This window comes from Pseudomonas sp. P1_F1_2 (assembly GCF_056405815.1).
Genome location: NZ_JBFUBK010000030.1, coordinates 31769 through 57509 on the forward strand (window position 1 = coordinate 31769; position 25741 = coordinate 57509).

The window sequence follows — 25741 nt, forward strand, 5'->3', positions numbered from 1 at the left end:
CGCCGCAGAGTTGATGCCGTCACGGCGCTTTCCGAAGGTGTGCTTGCTGAATTTAAACCTAAGTCAGGGTTACCCCACCTGTTCTAAATCGAAGTCAATTGTTGGCCCACCACCGCTTGCGCTCCACCATTGCCCCGCCTGCTCGTTGTAAACCGCCCGCATCCGTTGAGTGAGCTCCTGTAGATCCTTGGGCATGGCGTCGTCGTTGGAGGGTTTGGGCAACGGCATGCGGACTTTCCAGAGCTGCCCACCGGTCTGGAAGGAAAACATTTGCCCCTTGGGCAAGCTGACGATGTGAGCAGGCTCGATCAGCGGCACGTTGGTACTGCTGACGCGGTCCTGTGAGGACGAAGTGAAATCCGTGTTGGATTCTGGATCGGAGGTGTCGATCGCACCTGACACCAGGGTCTTGGTCAGCACGTTGACCTTGGGCAACTGCTGGGTAAGCAGTTCAGCGGTGGCGGTTTCGCGCACCCGCAGCATCTGCAGGGTGTTGAAGTTGCCGATCACCTGGCCGGCCTTGGCGCGATTACCGATTCGCGCCTCGATATCGCTGAGGGTCTGGGTGTAGGCGGTTACCTGGATACCGGCACCGCCGCCCTTATTGATCAGCGGGATGAATTCATCACCCATCAACTCGTTGAATTCATCGGCGTGCAGGTTGATCGGCAACTTGTCACTGTTGTTACCCGATTGGGGCAGGCCATGGTCGATGCCGTGTTTGTAGATGTGTCCGGCGACCGAGACCAAGTCGGCGAACATGGAGTTGCCCACAGCGGCGGCCACCTCGGCGTCGGTCAGCGCATCCAGACCGACGTAGACGATGCCGCGTTTTCGGATGATCTGCATCCAGTCGAAGATTGGCCGCGGGTCATCTAAATCGGTGTAGTTGGGGGCCAGTAACTGGGCGGTCTTGCCGGTGGTGAGTTTTTCCAGCAGCGGCAGTAGTGAGGCAACGATTTTGTCGAAGTAAGTACGGTCATATCGTACCGCCGAACGCAGTCCATCCAGCACCGGATCAAATACCCGCTTCACCGCCAGGTACTGCTCAATGGCCACCACACGCTTTTCGCGCCCGATCATATGCCGGGGGATGTTCTTCTCGGTGAGCTTGCCTTCAAGCTGAACGATCACCTCCCACGCCTTCGGGTCGGTCTTGGCGAAAAACTGCTGGGCGTACTCGATGAACAGTGCGTCGATGTTGACCACATGCCGTTGGATCTGCAGGTAGTCCGGACGCCGGCCTAACTCGATCAGGGCACGGGCGATGATGTTGACGAAACGCCAGGCAAACTCGCGAAAGGCCGCGGAGTTACCTTCGCCGCTGAGCTGCCCGGCGATGCGTGACGCCACTTCCGAGATACGCCCGAAGCGTCCCACGGCGTTGTAACGAGCGGAGATCTCTGGCCAGCCTAGATGGAACACATAGAGCTCCTTTTCCCGACCGGCCCGCTTGGCTTCAACGTACATCCGTTTGAGCAAGTCGGCATCGCCCTTCGGATCGAAGACGATGACCACCTCATGTTCGATGCGATGAATGTCCTGGGTGATGTACACCTCGGCGAGTCGCGTCTTGCCGACACGGGTCGTGCCCAACACCAGGGTGTGTCCGACCCGTTCGCCCAGCGGCAGACTAACTTCCGTTTCGTCGGGCTCGACCCCATGCAGCAATGGTGAGCCGCCTACCGGGGGCAAAGGGCGCAGCGGATTGAAGGCGCTGTCCCAAGCCGTGACACGGGCCAGTGTCGAGAACGGAAACAGTGCATGTTCCAGGCGACGTTCGAGTCCACGGGCCAGGCGGTAACGGGTCGGTTGGTCGACATAGTGAGCGACAGCCGGATCCTGGGCCTCGACCAAGCGCTGGGTGTGCAGACGGGTCCAGCGAAAGCCGCGGCCCATGAACAGACGTTTGCGGCTGACCGGAATCTGCCGGCTGGTCAGTTCGTAGCGGGGCAGCCGGCGGATATTGCGCCGATAGCGCAGCACCTCCCAGGCTTGTCGCAGGCGGATCAGGCCGAACAGGGCATAGGCCAGTGCCGCTATCAGGCCGATCTCGGGTGACAGCGCCACCGCCCAGGGCGAGTACACGCACAACACCGCGGCGGCGATGCAGATTGCTACGGTGTACAGCTCCACCGCTGGCCGGAGCTTGGACTCCATCGCATGCTCGGCCATGATCTGGACTCACTGTTCCAGTGAGGTGGCGGTGATCAAGACGGGGTAGTGCTCAATCTGCAGGCGGGTGGCGATGTCGTTGCCGTTGACCGGCAGGATGGTGATGCCCTGAGCGGCTGCACGAATCCGGGACAGGGCTTCAGTATCGGCCACTTCGACGGCGAGGCCAGCCGCGCCTATTTCCTGCAGTTCAGCCGCACGGTGACGCAACCAAGCCAGTGATTGGGGATCGTCACCGACCAGGAAAAATGGCTGCAATCCCGGCATGCTCAGGGCGCGGGACGTGATCGGGCCGGGGCTCAAGTGAGAGCTGCGGACGGGCAGTATCCAGGCTTCATCGGCAAACGTGGACAGGTCCGCATGCATGGCCCGATCAGGTTGGGGCTTGTTGTTTATGGGCGGTCTGGAAACTTGATAATGGGGCCGGGTGAAGTCGCTAGGCTGCCCCCCAGCTATGGTTAGTTCCGGCTGGGCGAAAGGTGCCAAGAGCAGGAGGAAATAGCAGGTAAGGGATCTGCGCTTCATGGCGATGTGCCCTGTTCGAAGGAAACCAGCAACCGTTCGAGTTGCCGGGAAAAACCTGCGCGGTAACGCGCGGCGGGCGCTCCTCCGGCCGGGCGGTGATAGCGTCCGGCAGTTGACACCCAATCACCGGTGGCGGCGTGATGCTCCTGCAACAGCGCGGCGGTGACGGCGAGATTTCGGTAGGGATCGAGGGCTTCGCAGGGACTGGAAAAACGTTGCCCGTGGTAACCCAGGTTGGTTTGTCCAAGACCGACATCGACCCGCTTGGCGTCATGCCGGGCGAGCGCCTGAAGCAAGGCGTGACAGGCGGCCTGGCGAGTGGCGAAGCGGTAGGGTATTCCGGCGATGTTCAGGGTCCAGGGCCAGGGCAGCAATTGACCACGGACGCGGATACCGCTCTCCTGCAGGGCAATCGCGAACAGCACCGTAGAAGGGATGTCGGCGTCATGCGCCGCCAGTTGGTAGGCAGGCGGCGGAAGTTCGTCCGCCTGGACGGCGAGTACCGTCAGCAGGAGCGCTATACCGCTTAGTCGAGGCGTTGCCATTGTCCATTCACCTGCTGGAACGTGACGGGTAATGGCCCCGGGGCCCCCAGGCTGAACCAGCGTCCACGGTCATGGTTAAGGGTGATCTGCCGGCGTTGCACCTTGGCCGGATCGATGTCTGCTTGCCGAGCCCAGCTACGCACGCGTTCATCCTCGCCTTGGCTGCCCACCAGGTAGACATCGAACGCCGTATCACTGCTTTGCAGACGCTGCGCTTCGGCAGTGCACGCCGGGCAGTGGTCCTCCACAAACAGGGCTTGGCGCAACGCGACCGCAGAGTTGGTAGGGGCCGGGGATGCCTTGCCCTGGATCGGCAGCAACCCGGGAAACAGCTTGGCCCAGGCCGCGGTGTAAGCGTTTTGATAGGCCAACTCTCGCTGGGCGCGTTTGGCTTCAAGCGCTACCTGTAATTGGGCATAGCGCTGGCGCTCTTGGTCGGTTTCGGCCTCGACTCCGAGTGCGGTCAACGGGTCGAGGTTCGGGCTCCAGAAACCGCGCGGGCCGGCTTGGATCTGTTCGAAGCGCGTCCACTCCTGCTCCGTTAGACCCCAGCTTGCAGCCTGTTCAGAATGAGAGCGCCCCAGGGGAGAAGACAGCGTGTCCTGGATCCGTGAGTGTGTCGCGACAGGGTTGCCAATCGCAGCGCCCGTGGTAAGTAGAGAAACGAGACAGACGACGGCGGGCAGTAGCGCTCTGTTCATGATCGCTTCTCAAGGGAGGTGCACGGTTTGGTCTGGCTGAGCGGCCACTGTGAAGATGGCTGAGTTCGGTTCCAGCACTTTCAGGTGCCAAGTTCCGAGCTGCTCGCCGATATGCAGCAGCCGAACATCCATGAGCGAGCGACTGTCATGAGGAGCGACCGCCAGAAAGCGCTCACCACCGCGGGACTCGACACTCAACACTGAAAACGGCGGCGAGAGCGGGACGGGTTTGGGGTGAGCGGTCTGTTTCGGCTTGGCCGTGGAAGACGTCGATGGTGGAGTTGATGGCTGGGTCTTGAGCTCCAGGAGCTGTTGCTCGACTTGCTCAAGGCGCGTGCGTAGCGCTGTCATGTCCGCTGCGGTGGCGCGGGCTGTCAGACCGTCGCGCAGTTCCTGTATTTCTTGCGCCCATTGATCCAGCATGGGATCGAGGGTATTGGCCTGTTGCTCACCAGTATCGACCATCTGCTTCAGGTCTTTCAGCGCGTACTGCAGTTTCTCCTGTGCATCCTTGAGGGCGTTTGAACCACGTTGCAGGGTGTCCAGGGTTTGTTGGTATTGCGTGTTCATGTTCTGCAGTTCGGCCACGCGCTGATACTGGTTATACAAACCGCCGCTCAGCCCAGCGAACGCTAGGCAAAGTAAGCCGACAATGAGGGTTTGAAACGTTGAGGCTTTCATGGACGCGCCTCCAACTGAAGGGGCGAGACGGGTGTGATCAGCGCGACGCCGGCATCCGTTTTCTGCTGTTCGAAGCAGACCGAACGGCTGACTTCATCGGTCGTGAGTTGCCAGGCGGGGCCAGCCAGCACTTGCAGCGCGCGGCGCAAAGAGATCGGGCCGAGCCGGTAATGGGCCGCGGGCAGGGGGCGAGTAAAGAGCACCCTTACGGACGCGGAAACTGGACAGAGCGAATAGCCCGAGCGCTGCAATACGTGCTGCAACGCCTCCTGCACCGAAGGGCTCAGGCTGGACGGGATACTCACTTCAATGATTTGCGCCAGAAGATCGCGTTGTTCCGTGGTGGGCTCGGTGCTGACCAGCGTATAGCGGCCATAGCGGAGTTCTGCCGGATGATCCGTCGAGAACTGGGTCCGATTGGAACTACTGTCGATGTCTGGATCGGTCGGCAATGTATTGTGGACATGCGCGGTGCAGGCACTCAACAAACCCAGCAAGCAGACAGGCGTGAAAAAACGCTCCATGGAAAAACCTCATGTCAGATTCAGTGCAGAACCTGACATGAGGTGAAGGAGCGATTCAGCGAGAAAGTTGATTCAAGACGTGTCGTGTAAAAGCAGAACAGAACACGTTGCTACTCATAAAAAATCGCGAGCCCATCCAAAACGGCAGCGTCGGGGTCGAAAATTAACAATCGGACATCCGCCAATGCCGCGAGGTACAGCACTTCGACCAAGGCTTCCGGCGTGCCGGCGTCGAGTTGCTCTTGTTTGAGGCTTGAATAAGGCTGGCCCTCAATGTTCTGTAAGTTGTCGTCCGTCCATGGCGTGCCGATTAGTTTGCAACCGATGCCGCCGCAGTCTGGCAACGTGAACAGCTCGAACAAGAGGCCGGTTTGCCTCGGAGCCGAGTGACTGACCCACGCCTCCAGACACAGCATCGCTTCATCGGGAAGGTGTGCGGTACTGATCTCCCAGGCTCGACTGTAGTGTCCCGTTTCGAAGTTCAAGCGATGGACCATGGCTTGGGCTTCTTCCAGGGAGTACAGGTCGCCGACGTGATGCCGCTCGCTGAGCACTTCGCCCATCACGGCGTAGATCACTTGGCGCACCAGGCCGGTGGATTGGCAGCGGTCATCCAACCCCTCCGAAATGGATTGGCCTTCGCTGATCAAGGCGAAATCGTCATTGAACAGACAGGGGAACAGCTGCAGCTCATCGTCGGGCAGATGGGCTTGTGAGTCGTGTACGGGTCGAAAGCAGGGAGGGCAGTCGTCTTCGTAGGTGATCTGCAGCAGCCGTTCGATATGAAGGTTGTCGTAGCCGCCAGCAAATGGGTTTGAAGCTGCCAGCAGGGTTGGGGCTTGGGGTGTGGGGCATGAGAGTTCTCCTGGATGAAAATGAACAAGGCGCCCGAAGACGCCTGTGAGGGTTAAAGCCAGCCATATTCGGCAAGGGAGAGAGGACGACCTTCACCCACGATGAAGTGATCCAGTAGGCGCACTTCGATCAAGGCCAAGGCCTCCTTCAGCCGTGCGGTCAAGACGCGATCCGCCTGGCTGGGTTCCGTACAACCTGAGGGGTGGTTGTGAACAAAAATGGCGGCCGCAGCGTTATGCGCGAGGGAGCGCTTAACGACTTGGCGGGGGTAAACGCTGGCGCCATCAATGCTGCCGTGAAAGAGGACTTCGAACGCCAGCACCCGGTGCTGGGCATCGAGAAAGATCACACCGAAGACTTCATGCTCCTGTTGTACAAGGTGCAGTTTTAGGTATGAGGCCACGGTGTCAGGTGATGTCAGGTTGGGGCCGCGAGTGAACAGCCGACGATCCAGAATATGCAGCGCGTCGTCGATCAGCTGGTTTTCTTGGACGATACGATCAGCCTCGAAATCCGAGGTTTCAATCAGTGTGAGTTGGATGCTCATGGTGGTACCTCCGAAGGGAACAATCAGGGGTACACGCCCGAGGGGAGTGGTGTCCCCGAGGTGGATAGAGTGTCGCGGGCGATAGCCGATGGCGCGCTGTTTACAGCCGAGTGAATCGATGGCGTTGACCGTGTAGGGGTGAACCACAGCCGTCGCAGGGCGATGAGGAGAAGGCTCTTATTCCCCGGCCGGTTTCGGGATCGAAGTCGGCACTGATGGGCATCAACCGCACCAGCCCACGTTGTATCGCGGTAATGCGTTGTTCTACCTCATCATCCGAGTGGTACAGCGATAACATGCCGTAGTCCTCGTACGCAGCCGCGAACAGGCAGTCGTCGCAAAGCCAGAAGGATTCCATGTCGGTTCTCCTGTGCGGATTGAAGAAAAGGCGCTCGGGGGAGCGCCTTGATGAGGAACATCGTGGACTGTTCAGGCGGACTGAACGGTACGGGTGGCATCACGGCGAGCCGTGCGGGGAGTGGACTGAGTGTCAGCTTCGATCCGAGAATCTGTCGGAGTTTCACTCTCCCAAGCTTCGGCATCAGCCGATGGTGGGGATGACACACTGGTGGGCGCTTGCTCAGCAGGTGCTGTTGCTTCCTGCTTGGCGGGCGCTTTGTACTCGAATGTGCCGTCGACCTTGATCCAGTCGATGAACAGCAAACGACCTTTCAGACTGGCGCCTGGTTGACCTTGTTTATCGCCTTTCTCGTAGAGAAACGGATCGATCCACAGGTCGCCAATACGGAACGACAGCAAGACCTTTTTCTCGGCCTTGACGGCGTCCATATAAAGACGAATCAAGCGTTCAGCTTCACCCCCCGCGACTTTGCAGTCGAAGCGGGTGTACTCCACCGCATCGGTGGCGCCGTGCAGGGCTGCGATATCGCAGGCCATGAATGGCTGGCCGCGGCGGACTTGGACTTCACGAACACGGTTAAGGTAGCCGATACCGACGGTGTGCAGATTGAAGTAAGTGGTCGCTTCTTGGGATTGGTTGGCGTGGGCCATGGTGGTTCTCCTGTTTCAAGGGAAAACGGTGGCGCACAGACCCTGACGGGGAAGTGAGCCCCCGTCAGGGTGGGTAAGGTGAAGGCGAGCGATGAACGACTCTCCACCGGCAAGCCGATGACGAGCAGAACGATGCGTCTGGGGGAGTAGCGGTGCAGCAGAGGAACGTCTGCGGTAGTGATCCGCAGGCAAGGGTAGTGAGCATTCATCACCGCTGAAGCGATAATCGCGCGAGCTTCCGAACGCTGATCGCACTTGGGTAAACCACCACGAACGTGGCGTAGCCTTGAAGGTTCTGGCTACCTGGGCTGGGCTGTCAACGACAGCGAACCACGCCCTTTGTATAAGCCCCTCACAGGGGAGCGTCAAGACGCTGCAACCCGATTTTTTATGGCCGGAACACAGTAGTAGTCACTGGACTGAAAAAGTGAAGAGTGGGCCTGGTGGGGGTGCCAGGCGAGGAACAGAAAAGCCACCTTTGGCGGTCTTACGCAGCCGACAAGCTCCTCGCAAAACTTGGTTTAACTGCGCCATGATTCGCCAACCGACCCTTGTCATGGCCTGGGTCGGAACATGCTGGCACGCATCCGCGCACAAAGGGTGCCCAGTGTTTCCCCGATGGGCTCCGGGACTGAATATGATCGCCGAAGCGGATGACCGCTGTTGTCTGGCAAAGGCAACAGTGGTCATCCGCCACCGTGATCAGGTTGAGCACAAAGCGGGAATGTAATTCCGCAGAAGAGAAGGCTCCGAACTCTAAGAGTTCGACCGAGCTACCCGGAGCGAATCGGTCTTGGGTCGCCGTTGGCGATGATCCTGAGGCACTACAGCAGAGAGGATGGGACGACGTCAAGGCGATGTGCGCGGCCTAAAAGATCGACCAATATTCCTGCTGATATCCATTGCGACTTCATGGGCATGACGTATCTTTTCTGATCGGCACAGTGCCCTTGCAGTCCGGGTAGTGGGTGCATGACCAGAACGGCCCTGATTTTCCCTTTCGTCTGAGCATTGAGGCGCTACAAATGGGGCAAGCCGGTCCGGCTTCGACCAGTAACGCCAAGGTGAGCGCTCGGCAGTGTTCGACCAATTGCGCAATCCAGTTCGCCTGCTTGGCGACGAAGGCATCCAGGGTCAGGCGTCCCACTTCGATTTCATCCAGGGCCTGCTCCCAGATCGCGGTCATGCCCGGATCCGCGATGGCCGCGGGTACCGCCTCAATCAGGGTATGAGCCGCGGCGGAGGCCATCAAGGCGCGTTTTTTCTTCAGCAAATAGCCGCGATCGATCAAGCCCTTGATGATGCCGGCGCGCGTGGCTTCGGTGCCGATGCCGGTGGTGTCCCGAAGCTTCTGTTTCAGACGCGGGTCGTTGACCAGTTTGGCCACGTTTTTCATCGCCTTGATCAGATCGCCCTCGGTCAGCGGTTTGGGAGCTATGGTGCGCATGGACTTGAGTTCGACGTCGTTTACTGCGCACTGCGTACCCTGTTGCAAGACGGGTAAGACTTGGAATTTTTGACTGGACTCATCCTCCTCGGTGTTGTCGTAGAGCAAGCCTTTCCAGCCTTGGACCAGGATCTGTTTGCCAACCGCGGTCAATCGTTCTTTGCCACACTCCAGTTCGACCTGGGTTCGATCAAATTCATGGTGCGGCAGAAATTGCGCGAGGTAGTGGCTGCGGATCAATTCGTAGACTTGGCGTTGTTGTTCGGACATCCGAGCTAGGTTCGCCGGTTCAGTGGTGGGGATGATGCCGTGGTGTGCGGTGACCTTGGCGTCGTTCCATGCTCGTGAGCGCAATGATCGATCGAGTCTTCCGAATGTGGGCTGCAGCGCCGGATCCGTTTTGAGCAGGGCATCGAATACCGCGGGTACTTCGTTGAACATACTCTCTGGCAAGTAGCGGCAATCGCTGCGCGGGTAGGTGGTGGCTTTGTGGGTTTCATAAAGGGCTTGGGCGATGTTCAGGACTTCCTGAACGCCAAGCCCCAGCTTGCGCGAGCAGACTTCTTGCAGTGTGCTCAGGTCGAAGGGCAGGGGCGGAGCTTCGCGAAAATGCTCCGTCTGCAGCGAGAGGACTGTGGCGGTCTTGCTGCAAGAGATCGCTTGGACCGTTTGACGGGCGAGCGCCTGTTGCAGGCAACGACCGGCTTCATCTTGTCCTGAGCTTGGTGGTTGCCACGACGCGATGAATGATTGCCCCATTGAGGACAGGTGCACATCCACTTCCCAATAGGGCACCGAGACGAAGCTGGCAATCGCACGATCCCGATCGACCACCAGACGTAAAGTGGGTGTCTGGACGCGTCCGACTGACAATACACCGTCGTAACCCACCCGCCGACCGAGGAGAGTAAACAAACGACTCAGGTTCATGCCGATCAGCCAGTCGGCGCGGCTGCGGGCGAGGGCTGAGTGATAGAGCGGTAAGGTCTCCTGACCAGACTTCAGCGAGGACAATGCTTTCCGAATCGACGCCTCGTTGAGTGCGGACAACCAGAGGCGCTGAACGGGGCCTTGATACTGGCAATGCACCAGTAACTCGCGGGCAATCATTTCACCTTCGCGATCGGCGTCGGTCGCGATAACGACGGTGGTGGCTTCGCTAAGCAGGCGCTTGATGACGTTGAACTGTGCCGCGGTCTTGGGTTTGACCTCGACCTGCCAACGCGCGGGAATGATCGGTAGCTGATCCAATGACCAGTTCTTGTACTGCATGCCATAGGCTTCGGGCGGGGCAGTCTCCAGCAGGTGGCCGATGCACCAGGTGACGGTTGTCTGTGTGCCGATCAGGCAACCCTCACCACGTCGAGTGGCGCCGAGCACCTTGGCGATGTCCCGACCCTGGGACGGTTTCTCGCAGAGGAAGAGGCGCATAGAGCTGCTCCGAATTGAGTTCGGAGCAGTGTGGTTGGAAACAGCAGTGGCGAGATATGAGAAACCTGAATGGCAGGTTCCTCACATTAGATGGTGAGGGCAGGCTTGAATGGGCCGAGGCGGCTACCCGTTTGTAGTGTGGACGACAGGTGGGTCTTCACGAGCAGCGAGTAACGACAGGCCAGCCACTTCGCGCAGAGGCGCAATTTTTATGCCTGAAGTCTGTCAGTCCGACGGTGGTAGCCCTCTGCGTTTTTTGGGTTTCGACGCAGGTGAACCAGCCTGCTCTGTAGGTTGCCCGGCGTGTGTCGCAGATGCCGCCGGCTCATTGGAGCGTTCCCGCATAACCACGCTGTGTAGCCGGTGAGGCAGGATGCCGACTCGACGGGCCTCGATCTTGAACGTCACTCGCGCATTGTCTTCGCTGTCCTCCCATTCATCGCGCACGGTGCGGCCTTCGACCAGCACGCGCATGCCTTTCTGGTACAGCGTGCTCCAGTGTTCAGCCTCGCGGTGCCAGAGCTCAACCGGCGCCCAATAGCCGCCTCGATCCTCATAGCCGCTCTCGCGTGGCACCGGGTTGTCGAAGTACACATTCAGCCGTAGCAAACGCCGTGGCTCGTCATTGCCTGATGGAAATTCCTGGAACTCTGGCGCACAGCCGATATTGCCTTCGCCGACGAAAAAAGTGCTCATCCTGATACCTCTGCTGCAGTTGTGAACTGGCGCAGCAGCCGTTCGGCACTGGCCATTTTGATCGCACAGGTTGTGGCCTGGCGGTAGAGCGAGTGCACCACGCTCATCTGCAGGTTCAGTGCAATGCGCTCGCCTTCGAAACGGTGCAACCCCTCTCGCACGACCTGCGGCAGAGCTTGGTTACCGACCTGGCGTTCCCAGACCGCAACCCCCATACGGGCGAAATCACGGGTGCGCCAACGCAAAAAGGTGCTACCCGCGCTGGTGTTTTGCAGCACCAATCGAATATCCAGCAGTGAGTAAGGGGGCTGTCCGGCTTGCTGCACCACAGCCTCCATCAGATGACATAACTGCGCCTCGATTTCCCTCGCCACCTGCGCCAGGTGCTCCAACTCCCCCTTACCCTTAAAAGGTTTTAAAAGGCCTTTTAGGGAGGCGGTGTGTTCGAGCTGTCGATAGGCATCCGGTGTCAACGTTTCGAAGGGCATCGGCTGAGCCGAAGTCAGGGGATTCATGCTTCGTCCTCCGGCTCATCCACCGTTGCAGATAGCTCTCCTGCCTCCTCTGCCAGCGCGTCAGCGTCATCCACTGCCACCGCACCATGACGAATGATCGGTGGCGCGAACTGGGAGCGGCGATGCCCCTCAAGGATGTCCATCGGAGGTAACCCAAATTTCTCAACGGCCGCCAGGGCGCGGGCATTGTTTGCCGCCATGTCATCGCGCGTGACGCCAGCATGCCGATAGCGCTGTGCCTGGCCGAACAGGCTGCGCAACAGATGGGCACCGTCGTCGATCCAGGCTTCCATGTCGACGCGGCCAATCAGGGCTGTGTGATGGGCCAATAGGGTCCGGCGCACCAGGGTGTCGTAGTCGGTCAGCAGGTAGACCGCCAGAAAGCCCAGCTGGCTGCTGATGAACAACGGCAAGGTGACAGGGTGGATGTTGAGGTTGTCGCCCATGTCGATCTGTGTCGGCAGCTCCTGTGTGATCCGATCCAGCTGTTGGGTCAGTTCCAGCATTCCAGCCTTGGCTTGCATCAGTTTTTCTTCGAGCTGCACGATGGCCCAGTCGGCATAGGGATCGTCCTGGGCCGCAGTTTGTTTGATCAGGTTGGTGACACTGATGTAACCGGCCATGCCCATGATCGAGTGGACGCCTTCGCGTGCGGTTCGACCTTGCCAGATACGGGCGGCATGGTGAGTGTGCAGGGTCAAGGTGATGCTGCTGCGCAATGACCCCAGGTTGAGTTGGTAGTGATCGGCCACGGTGTTGTCCTCGCATCGGCTTGGACGGGGACATTGCGACAGATGAGGGTCAAGGGCAGCCAAAAAGCTGAATGCGCTCTGTTCGGTTTGGTTTAAGAGGGTTAATTTCGGAGACGTTCGTGAGTGATGCGGGCGATGGCCATATCAGTCGGAGTGCGCAGGTTCGACGCTTTGCGATCTCATAATAGAACTCAGTAGATTTGATGCCACTGGCATCAAATCTACTGACGTCCAGGACGTTTGCCGCGCAGTTGGCGCAACTCATTCAGGCACACTTGGGCGAGGACGGAGGCGGGTTCGCCCTGTTGTCGGGACGGGCGTGATGGGCCTGTTGGCGGCGGTTCTGCAATGGGGGAGGGCTCTGTCTGACTTGCCCAAGGATGAAAATCACCGTTCAGTGCGCGCTGGATCAGACCCATCAGATAGGCCGCGGGCTTGCGGATACCTCCTGCCTTGCAGCGTGCCCCCGCTTCGTTGAGCACCATCTGACGATCCGCTGGTTTGAGCTTATTCAGTGCCACGGCGACGGACTGACGCTCGCTTGGACTCAGCTGCAGTGGATCGGGCCAGTGCAGGTTATCCACCGCTGGGGTCGCGCGCGGTACAGTACAAATACTTTCTTTTAATACAGTACAGGCGGCATTCGGATTCCGAACGCTGCCGGAGATAGGGGCGTTCAAGCCCGGTTCGGAATCCGAACGAGGGCCTGCACGATTCCGAACGCGGTGATCGTCACCCAGTTCGGAATCGTGTAACGCGTCATCGGTTGCCAAATCCAATCCTTGCTGCGTCCAGTGTTCGTCCCAGCTGTCGAGCCGGGTGGGGAGGCGACTCTGATCGATATCCGTGTCTTGGCGGACCTCTGTCACAACGTGCTGAGCGACAATTCGCACCGCCTTGGCTTTATGTGTGAGGCAATGTCCGACCAGCTCCAGGTAATCCTGATCCAGTTCCATGGCTTCGGCGGAAGTTAACGGTTCATCGTGCAGGATGTACAGAGAACCTTGTAGGCGCCCGCTGAGCTGATCGCGGCTACGACTCACCAAGCTGAGCCAGCGCGTCAGCCTGAGCATCGTCAAGACGCGAGCGATGGTTTCACGGGAGGCTGACGCGCCATAGGGCACGCTCGACAGGTAAGGTTGCAAATCCTCATAGCGGGGCGTGACCACACCCTGGCCTTGCAGCATGAGTCGAAACACCTGCCAGGCATTACGTTCCAGTGGCGTCAGCCGATGATCCAACAGCAACCGACGTGGCACGACTTCGTGTGATTGGCCGCTGAACAGAAAGCCAGCCTGCAGAGCCTGGTAGGAGGGCTGTTCAGTGGTAGGGCGTGTGGGCCAGCGTTCACTCAGCTGCTGGGTGCATTGCTGCAGGACACGCTGCCAGCGACTGGAAGGGGCAGTGTTCATGCTCCGTTGCTGTACTGGTCGATCTGCTGCCAAACGATGGTCAAACTGATCTGTTGTTCTTCGGCCAGCATCATCATGGCATCGAGCTGATCCTCGGTTCCGTCCTGCGCGCGTAGCTGGCACCATCGCTGCCAGAGCGCATGTTCCTGCGCTTCGCTCAAATGCTGAGGGCGACCCTTACGGGTTTCTATCTTGAGCAGACGTCGGCGCAGGGCAGTTTCCGAATGCGCCAAGCCGAAGCGCTGATACATGATGGTGCTGCTGGCGCCTAGCTTGAGCGCTCGGTTGATCAAGCGCTCGTTCTGTTCGTCGTGGTCGGCTTGCTCGATCAGCCGGTGCAGCACTGGCGAGTCGATCTTGACCTCGACCCAAGATACCGTGGCATGGGCCAGGCGCGATAGCGTGGTGGGGGGTAAAGATTGCAGCAGGTAGATGTCGTCCTCACTCAATCCGAGTGCCTTACAGCGTTGCAGATTGCCCAGGCGTAGCTCATGCAGTACCTGGGTCAGCATGGCCTGGTTGAGCACATTGAAGGACGGGCTCATGGCAGCTCCTTCGGTGAGTTGTCATCAGGGGGGAGCGTTAAGTCGATCAGACGGCGAGCCAAACGAATCAGCCGATACAGCTTGATTAACAAACTGTCGGGCAGTCGCTCCAGTCCTACGTCCACGGCGGGACGACCTGTCAGCGGGAGTTGATAGATCCCCAGCAACAGCTGGCCAAACAGGGCTGAGGGCAGTTGTTTGCGATCCTCCCAGTTCACGTCGTCTTGAGCGCGCAACAGGGCCAGGAGCAGTAGGTGAATGCTGGTAGAGCGAGGTGTCGTAAGATCTACCCGCTCCATATCCAGGGCAAAACCCAATCCATGCGGCTGATCGATGATGCTCTCGGGATGTCCGGCATAGGCGGCCATTTCCCGCGCCAGTCCGGCGATGGCTAAACGCAGTTGTTCGGGGCTATCCAGTGCTGGTGCAATGGGACAGATGTCGTCGATCGTGCAGCCTTCGTCGGTCGGTGCTGTTTCGGTGGCGGTCTCGCGATCGATCTGTTCGCGAATCTGTTGAACGCGTGACGAAGGGCTGATCGCTGATACAACATTCGTTTCAGGTGGTGTGAGCACTTCCTCTCGCGCTGTTTCGGTCTGGGTTCTGGGCTCAGTTGATTGGGGATGGGACTCGGAGGAGGAAGGTCCTGGCGCGGCTTCACCAACGCTCGGCGGATGGCTGTTCTCTGAGGGGGTGGCGACGACAACGCCAGGCGTCGAGATGACCCGTTGGGTGTCGCTCAGCTCCAGGGCCAACATGCGGTAAGACTGTCCGTGCAAACGGCTCATGCGCACGAGCAGTTCATCCTGGATCTGCTCAAGATCGAAGTATCCGGGATCGGCATCGAAGTCGCCCAGGGTCTCGAGCCAAAATTCGGCGAACGCAATGGTGGCGGTTGGATAACGGTTCCAGGTTCGTTCAGCCTGGCTACGTAGGCCGATCAGGCGTTCGATCTGCGGCTTACCCAATCCGGCATACAGGGTTTGTGGAATGGCGGGCAGTAAGTGTTCAAGGGTGTCCAGCATCCGGCTGATATGTGACTGCGAAATGGGATAGCCACCAGCTGCAAGACGTCGTGCCAGCTCCCGTTGCGAGAGCGCAGCGCCATCTGGTTCGAGCATGGATTTGAGTTTGGCCACAGCCAGTGCTCGTTCGATGAATGTGAGTTGTCCGTGCAGATCGCTTTCGGCCAGATGGCCGAGTAGGGTGGTGATTTCATTGGCCCAAGGTCGGAACAGACAATGAATACGAAAGAAACGCTCGTCACGGGTTTCCTGCCACAGTTCGCCAAGAATCGCCAGGCGCGTATTACCGCCATTGCGGATGATGAAATAGCCTTCTCCCGGGCGGCGGGTAATCGGTGGTGGTTGATCCAACCCACGTTCCCGGATCGACGCCTTGATATCGTCGTATAGCGGATTACGGATGAAGCGAGGGTTGTGTTCGTAGGGCCGCAACTGCTCCAGCGTGACCAGCATAGGCGTGTCGGTGAGCGGATCGGACAGTCGTTCCAGCTCTGGACCCCGAGGAAAGTTGTCCTGATGCAGCTTGTCGGTGATTTGCTCCTGACTGAGCTTCTTCATTTGAACATCCTCAGTTAACGCCGGTTGCACAAATGGTCACCGACCTCGAACTTGACGATCTCGGCAGTCCCTGAACCTTTGACATGACGGGACAGTTCTGCGAGGAACCACCCCATGGCCGAGCGCCCACCTTGCAGACGAAAGACAACGGTGCAGTACTCTTCGCTAGGTGGATGGTGTGGTCGAACGGATGGCTGAACGATGATGGGAAGTTGATTCGGCATCACAGAACTCCTTGCCAAACGCTGTTGGCCTCAATGTTGGTCAAACAAAATGACTGAGTAAGAAATGCGGGCTTTTCGATTCGCCTCATTGAACCTCCGCGCACCTGCTCACCCTAGAGATCGCTTCGCGCCACTCCGGGAATAGTTCGATGGCCAGCGCTTGCATGCTTTCCAGTGCGGATGGAGAGCGTCGTTCACGTGAGCGACGAGTCTCGATTCGGTGGACCGGTAAGCCGAGGGAGGCGGCATTGAGATACGGCACTCTGTCCGGAATTACGGTATCCAGAACCGAGATATTGGTAGCTTCGGCGAAAGTCTCGCGCATGCCCCGGATGATCATCCGTGTGTCCACTCGAATGCTATTCACCTGGTTCAGCAACAGTCGCAAGGGTGGCGGTGGAATGCCCAGGTGGCGGAAGGGTTCGAGGTCGCTGAGCAGCTTCAAGGTGCCGCGGTGCAGTTCGCGGGCGGCAAGCATTTCCGGGGTGATGGGCGAGAGGGCGAGATCGGAAGCCAGGATGGCCATCTCTAGCAGCACGCTACGTGCGCCCTGAGTGTCGATCAAAAGCAGGTCAAAATGGGGGAGGAAATTGGCCAGCAAATTGCGCAGCCGTAATCGCCCATCGGGGGCATGCAGCAGCAAGGGGGGCAGTCGGCCTTGATCGTCATTGGAGAGGATCAGGTCCAGCCCTGCAATCACTGTCCTGGAAACAATCTGCGCAGGCGTTGTTAAGTTGAGTGCAATGAGCTCGTACGCACCAGCAACAGCTTTCTGGCTCAAGGCGTAATAGCTGGAGAGGGTGGGTTGGCTATCCAGATCGAGCAGCAGGACGCGTAGGCCAGCATCCGCCAATAGGCCGCCGAGATTGGCGGCTACTGTGGTTTTGCCTACCCCACCTTTGGTGGAAACCACCGATACCACGCGCATAGCATCAGGCCTGTTGGCCCAAACGCTCAACGACCCACCGTTCGATCTCCAGCGAGTCCCAACCGACTGCACGCAATCCAATGCGTTTGGCTTGCGGGAATTTCCCTTCCTTCATCAGGTTGTAGATGTGCGCGCGTTTGAAGCCGGTTTTCCGCTCCACTTCGTCGCGCCGCATGATGTGACGTTCGACTTGTGGTAGAGGTGCTTCAGCGATGGGGGAGGGTTGGATGGACATGCTGATCACTCCTGGCGCCGCTTGGCGCGTGATGGGAAGTGACCTGAAGTGAATAGCAGAAAAGTGAGGGAGTCATTGCACTGCAATCGAGTGCATTGCAGTGCAATTATTTGGCTCAAGTGCTCTTTTTGAGAGTGCGATTGGCTGCCGCGAACTTTTTATCCAGTGTTCGTTTGCTGAGACCGGGAATGTCATTGTGGCGCGCGGTCAAAGCATCGACGATTGCGGCTTGGCTCTTGAACACGGAAAGAGGTTTACCTGCGGGCGACACGTCTAAGACGGTGTTGACCAAGGCACCGATGATCTGCAGGTAGGTGTGCTCACTACGATCGCTGAGTTGTCCCTGCGTTTTGACCAACGCTTTCAGGCTTTCTTGTTCAAGTCCCAGTGCCTGTAGATCAACCTCAAGATCCCGTAGCTGGCGTTGGAGAGCGTTCCGCTCTCGCAGAAGGATGTCTCTATCTGCTTGTAAGGCAAGGAAAGCTCCTAAGCTAATTTTTTCATGGGCGTCGCTGTCGGACTCAAATAAAAAACTAGGTCTTTGATCGGGGTAGTAAACCTGCATCCAACGGCGTAAGTCAGAATGACGGATTGTTAGTTGGTAAGGTTCCACATAACTACCCATAGGGACTGAAATACCAAGGCAACCGTATGGCAGTTCTCTATTGCGTATCGCATCGTAGATTTTTTCAGTATTTGCGTGCAGAGCCGGCCACTGTGGGAATAGGGAGATAAGCTTCTCGGGGCAGCACAATGCAGCTTGGACTATTTGTGCTTCATAATGAATGAGATTACACCAGCGCAATGCTGCGTCTATGGGGCGGTAAAAGGTTTTTGTATGCGGGTTAAAAACATAAGGTGACATGATAGCAATGGACCTCCATTACTAATGGCAAGGCCTCTCGCCGAAAACCTGCATATTAAACCATGTCTGGTGGCAGCGGCTGTTTTTCGGGGCTCAACCCGATGAGGTCATTCCATTTTCCTATTACTTGATATTGTTTTGATGTTTGCGCAATAGTCTTTCCCATGAGTGGGAAATTTTCGTCCCGGGCTGATGCCTTCGCGTTATTATTGGAATGTCTCCAGTTGCATCGATGCAACTGATAATGGCCGATGTACCGTTACAGGTCTGTACCTGCTAGACACGGTCAATATCCACTCCATTTTCTACCTCTAGACTCCGTATTCCAAAAACTACCGTAGCGGTTAATGTCCTGGTGCATTCGATGACGTCTGAAGCTTTGGATACTATCAACATATATAGAAGTATACCTCGCTGCCCATAAGCCATCTGTATATGGAGTTTCCGATAACACTCCTCCTCGGTTCTTGCTCACATCAGGAACGCCGCCCAAGTGTCGTCTCAACAGATCGGCCTGTTTCAACAATACGTTGCGACACGTGTGGGTACTACTTTGGATCCCTCGTTCAGACCACGGTAGTCAATTTCCTTCGCTGCAATGTCAAATGGGGACAGCGTCGGCGCTCCGTCGATGCGATACGTTCATAGGGTTGCCTTGGTCGCGATCAAACAAACGTCGGTTTCGGCTTTGGTAAGGCGTCGAAGGCCAACCTTATAGGATTTGCAACCAAACAGTAGGCTTGAATGTCGGTTTTTGCAACGCCGAATCGGATTTAAATTCGCCGGACGACTTATCGTCAGTGGCTTAGCTCCGACACGTAGTATTAGGTAAGGTGAATCTCGCAAAAGCCCGATAATTACGAATTATCTTATTTTTTTGAGTCGCTCTTTGATTTAGGTTTGGATGATCGACTCTGAACGCTTGGTTCAGCATGAGGACGTGTCAGGGTCTTATGTTAGTAGAGATCAGCGAGGCACGAAATGAACCATAATGAAGCACTAAGTCTGAATCTCGGTGTTGGCGCTTGCTCTGTGTTGTTGGTTGAAGATCATGCGTTTCAGCGAGAGTACGTTGCCCAACAGTTACGTGCCAATGTAGGCGTATGCGTCGATTGCGCAGCTAACGGTCTCGAGGCGTTACAGTTGCTGAAACGCAAGTACTACAATTTGGTTGTTTGCGATCTTGCAATGCCGATTATGGATGGGGTTATATTTATCAAACGCTTATGTGAGTTAAAGGACAAGCCTCATATAATCGTGCTTTCTGCGCAGTCAGAATCAATTATACAGCTGGTGCAGAAGTTAGCCATCTCATTGGGCATCCAGTATTTTTGTGCTTTGACTAAGCCTTTGGTGATGGCTGAGTTCATTGAGGCGATGCAAGCCTTTGATCAGCAGCATAATGGAATAGCCGCTGTGGAATGTTTGCGACCAACTTTGAACATAAATTCCGAAGAGATACTGGAAGGCTTGATTCGCAAACAGTTTGCACCGTGGTATCAGCCGCAATATGACCTCGACACAGGTCGCATTGTCGGAGTAGAGGTGCTCGCGCGTTGGAATCACCCGGTGCGCGGGCTTTTGCCGCCGTCTATATTTATGGACACTATAATCAAGTCAAACTGGACCCATCACCTTAATTCGATGTTGTTAGATAGTGCTTTGCATGCGCAATCAGTCTGGCGAAAACGAGGTCAAGATTTGACTATTTCTTTCAACATCCCTGTTTCTCTGCTCGCGGAAGAGTCGCTGCCTGAGCGCTTGCTCAATATTGTCGACGACTGTGGTGGCGACCCGACAACACTGATGCTGGAATTGACCGAGACCACGGTGACTGATCACTTCAGCGAGTACCTGGCGGGTGCTGCACGTCTTAAATTGCAAGGCTTCAAGTTGTCTATCGACGATTACGGAACGGGATATTCATCTTTGCTCAACCTGATGTCGGTGCCTTTCGACGAAATCAAGCTAGACCGTGTCTTTGTACACGGTGCACACAAAAACCTGGCTGCACAGGCTGCGCTCGAGAGCAGTATGTCCCTTGCTCACCGCCTGAACATGAAAGTCATTGCCGAAGGCGTGGAAGACCCAGAAGACCTCAATTTGCTACGGCGTTTGGGATGTCATACGGCGCAAGGCTTTTTGTTGGGTAAGCCCATGACCGAAAGCGCACTTGAAGAATTGTTGTTTGGATTTAAGTAGAAAAAAGCGAAGTCGAGGACACTGTTCTCTGCATTATAAGAATTGTCTCATTCCTTGGCAACAAAGCGCTTGTTACGCTCTTCTCATGATCAAGAATAAGCGCTCTCTTTTTTTTTCGAATGGTTTGATATTGCATCCACGCTTCGCATTGAGCCTGATTGGTTGTTTGTCAGTTGCATTTGTGTTGGGCGTACTGGGCAGCGTCGCGATGTATTGTTATGCAACGGTCATGTCCGAAATCTCTGATTATCGTAAGGTGTTCAATAATGGCTATACGCAAAGCCGGGATTTTTTCGAATCCAAGGAGCTGCTGCTTGCCGGCATAATTAAGTCCGTGGATGTAGTTCCTGATGCAACGCCGTCGAAAAATGTGCCAGACAGAAAAGCTTTTCACTATGATTCTGGCACTACAGTCAAGGATTGGGGGGAGCTGTGGCACCTTTCTGCGCCGTTGCGACGGGATCTTAAAGAGTCGAACGTCAACATCATCTATGTGAATAGGGAGACTGGTGAGGCGCAGTATGTTTTCAAAGCTCAATCGAGTGTGTCCGATAATCTGAAGGACGTATCCGTTCAATTGCAAGATGCTGAACTGGACAGCAACCTGGCAGGAGTGAAGTTGTTTCGCCTTGGCAGTGGAGACGAAAGAAAGTCATACGTGTTCGAGCCCATTTCACCTCGTCTCATGCCTACCGAGTGGCTTGGTCTGGAGGTGCCGTATAAACAGGTGCATGAATCCATTGCACACGAAATCGATGCGGCTCCGGATCGGGCTATCCATTTTTTGCTTCTCGATGAAAATGGCAAGCTCGTTGACGGGGCACCGAAGCAGGGTGAAGGGGAGCCCGTGGACGACGTCTTCCTGGATGCGTTGAAACTACAACCAGAGGGTTTTTTCTGTTTTAGCGCACCTATCTTCAAAATAACCTTGAAAAAAGAGCTCGGCGGACGGCAGCGCTGGGTGGTCTATTATGCAAGCTATCTGGATATTTTCAGGCAGGTTAAATACACATTCCTGTTCGGTCTGGGTCTTTTCATTGCATCGATTGTCTCAGCATTAATATCGATAAGGTATATCAAACGGGCTGTGTTTCTTCCTGCACAAGAACAGGCCGTTCAGCTTCTCGAACGAGAGGCGTTCAACCGGACAATGCTTGAATTAGCCCCCGTGGGCATCTGTGTGCTCAATCGAAAAACCGGCGAGCTGATGATCCAGAGTGAAAAAGCCAAGCGATTACTGGCATTAAGCGTTGAGGTAAATGGGCACTGCCAAAGCTTGCGCGAATATTTCTTGACCATTCCGTTGAATGCTCAAGGGATTCCTTTTGGCATGGGGGTCGCAGCTATTGCGGCTAATGACAGAACGCCCTGTTACATTCAGGTTTCATTGGCAGAGCTGCAATACAACGATCAACCAGTACTGTTCTGTTCGTTCGTCGATGATAGCGAACGCCGGAATGCCGAGTTGATGCTGGCTGCAGCGAAAGAGGCAGCCGACCAAGCCAACTCCGCCAAATCAACGTTTCTAGCAATGATGAGTCACGAAATTCGCACGCCACTTTATGGTGTGCTTGGCACACTCGAACTGTTGGGCAACACTGCATTGCTACCGCGCCAGCGGGACTATCTGGGCACCATAGAATTGTCATCCAGTAACCTGTTGCAGATCATCAACGACATTCTCGACTTTTCAAAAATTGAAGCCCACCAACTTGCATTGGAAGCCGAGTCGTTTAATTTGGTTGAACTGGTCGAAGGCGTTGCACGGGGTTTCGTACCTTTAGCGCGAAAGAAACGTGTACAGCTTTTCTGCTGTTTGCAGCCAGACTTGCCTCTTCTCATCGGTGACCGCAATCGTCTTCAGCAGGTATTGAATAACCTGCTGAGCAATGCCGTAAAATTTACTGACAGTGGGAAAATCGTCGTTCGCCTGACCGGAGCTGTAGTCGAAGCGGGTCAGGTTCTTGTCAAGCTGCAAATCACGGATTCGGGCGTGGGTATCTCCAAAATGTCCCAAGCCACGCTTTTCGAGCCCTTCACGCAGGCCGATAATTCGACCTCGCGCCGGTTTGGTGGGACTGGCCTGGGACTTTCGATTTGCCGCAGACTGGCCCAGTTGATGGGGGGAGAGATAGAGCTGGTCAGCGAGTTAGGGCTTGGCAGCAGTTTTACCCTATCGCTGCAGCTCCCGGTTGCCGGGCCCTCCAATTCAATCCATCTTCACGGCTTGCCTACCGTTCACATTGCGGCCGGTACCCATGATCAATGTGAAACGTTGCAGGCCCTGATCCTTCATGCGGGCGGTCAAGCGCAGCCGTTGTCGCAAACGCTGCCAGCGTGCGCACCTGCCGAGTACTTGTTGGTAGCCTGGCCACATCATACTGAGATCTCCTCTGCGAATGGTTTCGCCGGCATTATCTGGCTGGATCCTGCAGACGCGCCGACGCCGCAATGGCGTGAAGACGGCTGGCATGTGAGCAGCTTGAGTCAACAAGGCCTGCTACAAGCATTACAATACCTGAGTGGGAATACGCCGGATGTAACAAAAATAACTGCTGGGCAGCTGCCATTGGCGTCCAGAAAGCTGCGAGTGCTGGCAGTCGAGGATCACCCGGTCAATCAACAGGTACTGACCGAGCAACTTGAGCATTTAGGCTGCCATGTCACGATGGCTGCTCACGGTCTGGAAGCCCTGCAACGCTGGCAGCGGGGTGAAACATACGATGTGATGTTGACCGACGTAAACATGCCACAGCTTGATGGTTATCAATTGACCCGATGGCTGAGGGATAGAGGAATTAACGTTCCCATCGTGGGCGTTACTGCTAATGCCCGAGCTGAAGATGGCGAGCATTGCCGGCTTGCGGGCATGAACGAGTACTTGACCAAGCCGGTTTCTCTGGCCGCGTTGAGGCAAGTCCTTGACAGCCTCTGGAAACTTTCATAACGAGCAGTCAGGACCACCTCGAAGCCGGAAATGTTGCTATACATGGTATGGACTAGGGTCATGCCGACAAGAGGTGGTGCAGTGGATAAGCGGCAATTTCAACTGTCGAATGGATTGCTCAACTACGCGACTACTTTGGCGGTATTGCTGTTGTGTGCATTCTTTTGCTTTCATCTCTACAGCGTTTTTCTGAGTGCTGTCAGCCGTTATGACAACTGGAGCAACGAGCATACCCAAACTCTGTTTTTACGTACTGAGGCTGAAGCGTTATTCATCAGCAGCACCTCCAGAATAATCCAGTCAACGAGTAACACCGACACTAAAGATCATACAGCGGTATTCTCCCGCTTGAGCAAAATGCCCGCAATGTCAGTGAATGAGACTGATGGAGTTAACGGCTTTGGGCGAGGGGTATTGGTTCGTGGAAAAGACGCCTTGAGCGAACAGGGTGAGCATAATTTTTTTACTCAAGCCATGTACCTCTCTAACATTCAGGATACGGTATGGCAAGATACCTACAATCCAAGTCATCGATTCCTGGTGGCTGCCGCGACGGACGAGATTTTCAGCCTGCCGACGGCCACTAACGACTGGGAAAACCTAGCTCAGAATAATCCCGTCACGATCGATTTATTTTCCAGGATTCGTGATCCGATACTGCGCGACTATTCTCGACTGATGCAAAACCGCGAAGTAGGTGGATGGACTGAGGCTCACGCCAGTCCATTACACCAAGACAGGGTGATCAGTCGCTACACACCTGTTTCCAATAGCCAGGGCACCCTTGTATCGTTTTTGGTGGGTGAAATTCCGGTATCGGAACTCGTCAACCGTAAGTGGCTGCAGAAATATGACATGCGCCTTGCCATTTTTGATCCGAGTCTAAAATTGGTAGCGGCCGATAGTGGTTTCGACAATRCAGAAAAACTACGAGCGAACGTCACAGCGGTCAGCAGTAGTTCCAATCTGAATTTTGAAATTGATGGAGGCTGGTTATTAATTTATTCCGTTGCCCCGCAATCCCACTGGCGAATGGTGTACGGGGTTCCGTTAGCTACCGTTCTAGTCGACAACGCTATGGCGATTGGCTTTTCACTGGCTTACCTGATCATAGGGCTTACCGCGATTTTTTTTGCGGCAAGGGGGGTGCGCCGATATTTACTGGTTCCTGCGCAACGTAGGGTTATGAAAATCTCCGAGAGCCATGAGCTGATTCAGGTGTTGATGGATCATTCGCCGGTCGGCTTGTGCTTGATGCGGCGTCCGGACGGTGCCGTGTTGATTCAGAATGAACAAGCTCGCCAATTACTGAAATTTACCGTTAACGAGAGTGGGCAACCGTGTGTGTTCGGGGAATTTTTATTGAACATCCCCGCTGAAAATTTACGTAGTTCATCTACGGTGGAGATCAATGTGCAAGCTGTCGACAGCGACAAGCATGTGCACATTCTGGCGACGTTGAAAGATGTTCAGTATCACGATCAGCCAGTTCTTTTTTGCGCCCTTGTAGATTACAGCGAACGCAAGAGTGCGGAGTTGTTGCTGGCCACCGCCAAAAAAACAGCCGACGAGGCCAACGCCGCAAAATCGACGTTTTTGGCCATGATGAGCCACGAAATTCGTACCCCCCTGTATGGTGTACTCGGTACGCTGGAGTTGTTGGCCAATACTGCCTTACAACCGCAACAGCTTGATTATCTGAACACCATCGAACTTTCGTCCAGCAACCTGCTGCAAATCATCAATGACATTCTCGACTTTTCCAAGATTGAGGCTAAGCAGCTCACACTGGAGTGCGCACCGTTCAACCTGCTTGACTTGGTTGAAAGCGTTGCCAGGGGGTTTCTGCCTATTGCGTGGAAGAGACACGTTGAGCTTTATGGTTGCCTGCAGCCGGATGTGCCATCCCTCATGGGGGATCGTAACCGGTTGCATCAGGTATTGAATAATTTGCTCAGCAACGCTGTGAAATTCACGGATAGCGGCAAAATCGTGGTTCGGTTGGAGGGGCATGAAGTCGAGTCTGGCCAATTCAATGTGAAGTTGCAGATCACCGATTCGGGAATTGGCATCGCCAAGGCGTCTCAGGCGAAGTTGTTCGAACCATTTATCCAGGCCGACAATTCCACTGCACGTCAGTTTGGCGGGACAGGCTTGGGGCTGTCGATTTGTCGGCGATTGGTTCAGTTGATGGGGGGTAGAATCGAACTGGTGAGTGAACTGGGGCTAGGTAGTAGTTTTACCGTAACGCTGCGACTGCCAATCGCGGGACCGGCATCTTCCATACACTTGGATCACTTGCTGACGGTGTATATCCTGGCGGATGCCGGTGATCAGCGCGAAAATCTGCAAGCCCAGATTCAGCATGCGGGAGGGCAAGCGCAAGCTCTTGGAG

24 protein-coding genes are annotated in these 25741 nt (G+C 55.9%); 3 read left to right on the top strand and 21 right to left on the bottom strand.

From position 1 onward, the window contains the following. Positions 1–69: 69 nt before the first annotated feature. The 21 genes from traD to AC1D2P_RS11665 all read right to left on the bottom strand — a co-directional run bounded on the left by traD (position 70) and on the right by AC1D2P_RS11665 (position 18197). Complete coding sequence (gene traD / locus AC1D2P_RS11565; protein ID WP_258668129.1) at positions 70–2175, bottom strand: type IV conjugative transfer system coupling protein TraD; 2106 nt, start codon at positions 2173–2175, stop codon at positions 70–72. Positions 2176–2184: 9 nt separating this feature from the next. Continuing rightward, the gene (locus tag AC1D2P_RS11570; protein ID WP_258668130.1) at positions 2185–2700 is read right to left on the bottom strand and encodes an integrating conjugative element protein; all 516 of its coding nucleotides are present in this window, start codon (positions 2698–2700) and stop codon (positions 2185–2187) included. Then, positions 2697–3245, bottom strand: a complete 549-nt coding sequence (locus tag AC1D2P_RS11575; protein ID WP_258668131.1) for a lysozyme family protein — start codon at positions 3243–3245, stop codon at positions 2697–2699. The genes AC1D2P_RS11570 and AC1D2P_RS11575 overlap by 4 nt, the downstream gene beginning before the upstream one ends. Next, on the bottom strand, positions 3227–3946 hold the full coding sequence (locus AC1D2P_RS11580; RefSeq protein WP_258668132.1) for a TIGR03759 family integrating conjugative element protein: 720 nt from the start codon (positions 3944–3946) through the stop codon (positions 3227–3229). The genes AC1D2P_RS11575 and AC1D2P_RS11580 overlap by 19 nt, the downstream gene beginning before the upstream one ends. Positions 3947–3955: 9 nt before the next feature. Continuing rightward, the gene (locus AC1D2P_RS11585) at positions 3956–4627 is read right to left on the bottom strand and encodes a chemotaxis protein (protein ID WP_258668133.1); all 672 of its coding nucleotides are present in this window, start codon (positions 4625–4627) and stop codon (positions 3956–3958) included. Beyond that, entirely contained in the window at positions 4624–5151 is a 528-nt protein-coding gene (gene pilL2, locus AC1D2P_RS11590; RefSeq protein ID WP_258668135.1) for a PFGI-1 class ICE element type IV pilus protein PilL2, read from the bottom strand. Before pilL2 ends, AC1D2P_RS11585 begins: the two co-directional genes overlap by 4 nt. A 110-nt stretch (positions 5152–5261) precedes the next feature. Then, positions 5262–5981: a DUF5983 family protein gene (locus tag AC1D2P_RS11595; RefSeq protein WP_258668323.1), complete on the bottom strand. Its 720-nt coding sequence runs from the start codon at positions 5979–5981 to the stop codon at positions 5262–5264. 77 nt (positions 5982–6058) lie between these two features. After that, positions 6059–6553 carry a RadC family protein gene (radC, locus tag AC1D2P_RS11600; RefSeq protein ID WP_258668136.1) on the bottom strand — a complete coding sequence of 165 codons (495 nt, stop codon included), beginning with the start codon at positions 6551–6553 and terminating at the stop codon, positions 6059–6061. Between the two features lie 100 nt (positions 6554–6653). Next, complete coding sequence (locus AC1D2P_RS11605; protein ID WP_258668137.1) at positions 6654–6911, bottom strand: hypothetical protein; 258 nt, start codon at positions 6909–6911, stop codon at positions 6654–6656. Between the two features lie 71 nt (positions 6912–6982). Next, positions 6983–7564, bottom strand: coding sequence for an STY4534 family ICE replication protein (locus tag AC1D2P_RS11610; protein ID WP_258668138.1), 582 nt, complete (start codon positions 7562–7564; stop codon positions 6983–6985). Positions 7565–8474: 910 nt separating this feature from the next. Beyond that, positions 8475–10442, bottom strand: a complete 1968-nt coding sequence (locus AC1D2P_RS11615) for a DNA topoisomerase III (protein WP_258668139.1) — start codon at positions 10440–10442, stop codon at positions 8475–8477. Between the two features lie 225 nt (positions 10443–10667). Next, positions 10668–11138: a single-stranded DNA-binding protein gene (locus AC1D2P_RS11620; protein WP_258668140.1), complete on the bottom strand. Its 471-nt coding sequence runs from the start codon at positions 11136–11138 to the stop codon at positions 10668–10670. Continuing rightward, the gene (locus AC1D2P_RS11625; RefSeq protein ID WP_258668141.1) at positions 11135–11653 is read right to left on the bottom strand and encodes a DUF3158 family protein; all 519 of its coding nucleotides are present in this window, start codon (positions 11651–11653) and stop codon (positions 11135–11137) included. Before AC1D2P_RS11625 ends, AC1D2P_RS11620 begins: the two co-directional genes overlap by 4 nt. Then, positions 11650–12405, bottom strand: coding sequence for a PFL_4669 family integrating conjugative element protein (locus AC1D2P_RS11630; protein WP_258668142.1), 756 nt, complete (start codon positions 12403–12405; stop codon positions 11650–11652). The genes AC1D2P_RS11625 and AC1D2P_RS11630 overlap by 4 nt, the downstream gene beginning before the upstream one ends. 221 nt (positions 12406–12626) lie before the next feature. Then, positions 12627–13817 (bottom strand): STY4528 family pathogenicity island replication protein, encoded by a 1191-nt coding sequence (locus AC1D2P_RS11635; protein WP_258668143.1) that lies wholly within the window; start codon positions 13815–13817, stop codon positions 12627–12629. After that, positions 13814–14362 carry a DUF2857 domain-containing protein gene (locus AC1D2P_RS11640; protein ID WP_258668144.1) on the bottom strand — a complete coding sequence of 183 codons (549 nt, stop codon included), beginning with the start codon at positions 14360–14362 and terminating at the stop codon, positions 13814–13816. The genes AC1D2P_RS11635 and AC1D2P_RS11640 overlap by 4 nt, the downstream gene beginning before the upstream one ends. After that, positions 14359–15945, bottom strand: a complete 1587-nt coding sequence (locus tag AC1D2P_RS11645) for a ParB family protein (protein WP_258668145.1) — start codon at positions 15943–15945, stop codon at positions 14359–14361. The genes AC1D2P_RS11640 and AC1D2P_RS11645 overlap by 4 nt, the downstream gene beginning before the upstream one ends. Positions 15946–15959: 14 nt before the next feature. Then, positions 15960–16169: a hypothetical protein gene (locus AC1D2P_RS11650; RefSeq protein ID WP_258668146.1), complete on the bottom strand. Its 210-nt coding sequence runs from the start codon at positions 16167–16169 to the stop codon at positions 15960–15962. Positions 16170–16254: 85 nt separating this feature from the next. Continuing rightward, positions 16255–17097, bottom strand: a complete 843-nt coding sequence (locus tag AC1D2P_RS11655; RefSeq protein ID WP_258668147.1) for a ParA family protein — start codon at positions 17095–17097, stop codon at positions 16255–16257. 4 nt (positions 17098–17101) lie between these two features. Beyond that, the gene (locus AC1D2P_RS11660) at positions 17102–17332 is read right to left on the bottom strand and encodes an AlpA family transcriptional regulator (protein ID WP_258668148.1); all 231 of its coding nucleotides are present in this window, start codon (positions 17330–17332) and stop codon (positions 17102–17104) included. Positions 17333–17447: 115 nt separating this feature from the next. Continuing rightward, positions 17448–18197, bottom strand: coding sequence for a hypothetical protein (locus AC1D2P_RS11665; RefSeq protein WP_258668149.1), 750 nt, complete (start codon positions 18195–18197; stop codon positions 17448–17450). A 981-nt stretch (positions 18198–19178) separates the two neighbouring features. Here AC1D2P_RS11665 and AC1D2P_RS11670 point away from each other — a divergent pair. The 3 genes from AC1D2P_RS11670 to AC1D2P_RS11680 all read left to right on the top strand — a co-directional run. Next, a complete protein-coding gene (locus AC1D2P_RS11670; RefSeq protein WP_258668150.1) occupies positions 19179–20399 on the top strand; it encodes an EAL domain-containing response regulator in 1221 nt (406 codons plus the stop codon). Between the two features lie 85 nt (positions 20400–20484). Beyond that, positions 20485–23346, top strand: a complete 2862-nt coding sequence (locus AC1D2P_RS11675) for an ATP-binding protein (protein ID WP_477757557.1) — start codon at positions 20485–20487, stop codon at positions 23344–23346. 81 nt (positions 23347–23427) lie between these two features. Continuing rightward, positions 23428–25741 (top strand): ATP-binding protein (locus AC1D2P_RS11680; RefSeq protein ID WP_477811438.1); only part of this gene is annotated, 2314 nt, incomplete at its 3' end.

Bases quoted from the DNA above. Each gene is read 5' to 3' on its own strand.
- AC1D2P_RS11625 (WP_258668141.1), bottom strand. From the start codon at position 11,653: ATGAATCCCCTGACTTCGGCTCAGCCGATGCCCTTCGAAACGTTGACA.
- AC1D2P_RS11660 (WP_258668148.1), bottom strand. From the start codon at position 17,332: ATGTCCATCCAACCCTCCCCCATCGCTGAAGCACCTCTACCACAAGTC.
- AC1D2P_RS11635 (WP_258668143.1), bottom strand. From the start codon at position 13,817: ATGAACACTGCCCCTTCCAGTCGCTGGCAGCGTGTCCTGCAGCAATGC.
- AC1D2P_RS11570 (WP_258668130.1), bottom strand. From the start codon at position 2,700: ATGAAGCGCAGATCCCTTACCTGCTATTTCCTCCTGCTCTTGGCACCT.
- AC1D2P_RS11640 (WP_258668144.1), bottom strand. From the start codon at position 14,362: ATGAGCCCGTCCTTCAATGTGCTCAACCAGGCCATGCTGACCCAGGTA.
- traD (WP_258668129.1), bottom strand. From the start codon at position 2,175: ATGGCCGAGCATGCGATGGAGTCCAAGCTCCGGCCAGCGGTGGAGCTG.
- AC1D2P_RS11675 (WP_477757557.1), top strand. From the start codon at position 20,485: ATGATCAAGAATAAGCGCTCTCTTTTTTTTTCGAATGGTTTGATATTG.
- radC (WP_258668136.1), bottom strand. From the start codon at position 6,553: ATGAGCATCCAACTCACACTGATTGAAACCTCGGATTTCGAGGCTGAT.
- AC1D2P_RS11585 (WP_258668133.1), bottom strand. From the start codon at position 4,627: ATGAAAGCCTCAACGTTTCAAACCCTCATTGTCGGCTTACTTTGCCTA.
- AC1D2P_RS11670 (WP_258668150.1), top strand. From the start codon at position 19,179: ATGAACCATAATGAAGCACTAAGTCTGAATCTCGGTGTTGGCGCTTGC.
- AC1D2P_RS11655 (WP_258668147.1), bottom strand. From the start codon at position 17,097: ATGCGCGTGGTATCGGTGGTTTCCACCAAAGGTGGGGTAGGCAAAACC.
- AC1D2P_RS11605 (WP_258668137.1), bottom strand. From the start codon at position 6,911: ATGGAATCCTTCTGGCTTTGCGACGACTGCCTGTTCGCGGCTGCGTAC.
- AC1D2P_RS11665 (WP_258668149.1), bottom strand. From the start codon at position 18,197: ATGTCACCTTATGTTTTTAACCCGCATACAAAAACCTTTTACCGCCCC.
- AC1D2P_RS11610 (WP_258668138.1), bottom strand. From the start codon at position 7,564: ATGGCCCACGCCAACCAATCCCAAGAAGCGACCACTTACTTCAATCTG.
- AC1D2P_RS11650 (WP_258668146.1), bottom strand. From the start codon at position 16,169: ATGCCGAATCAACTTCCCATCATCGTTCAGCCATCCGTTCGACCACAC.
- AC1D2P_RS11615 (WP_258668139.1), bottom strand. From the start codon at position 10,442: ATGCGCCTCTTCCTCTGCGAGAAACCGTCCCAGGGTCGGGACATCGCC.
- AC1D2P_RS11620 (WP_258668140.1), bottom strand. From the start codon at position 11,138: ATGAGCACTTTTTTCGTCGGCGAAGGCAATATCGGCTGTGCGCCAGAG.
- AC1D2P_RS11575 (WP_258668131.1), bottom strand. From the start codon at position 3,245: ATGGCAACGCCTCGACTAAGCGGTATAGCGCTCCTGCTGACGGTACTC.
- pilL2 (WP_258668135.1), bottom strand. From the start codon at position 5,151: ATGGAGCGTTTTTTCACGCCTGTCTGCTTGCTGGGTTTGTTGAGTGCC.
- AC1D2P_RS11580 (WP_258668132.1), bottom strand. From the start codon at position 3,946: ATGAACAGAGCGCTACTGCCCGCCGTCGTCTGTCTCGTTTCTCTACTT.
- AC1D2P_RS11645 (WP_258668145.1), bottom strand. From the start codon at position 15,945: ATGAAGAAGCTCAGTCAGGAGCAAATCACCGACAAGCTGCATCAGGAC.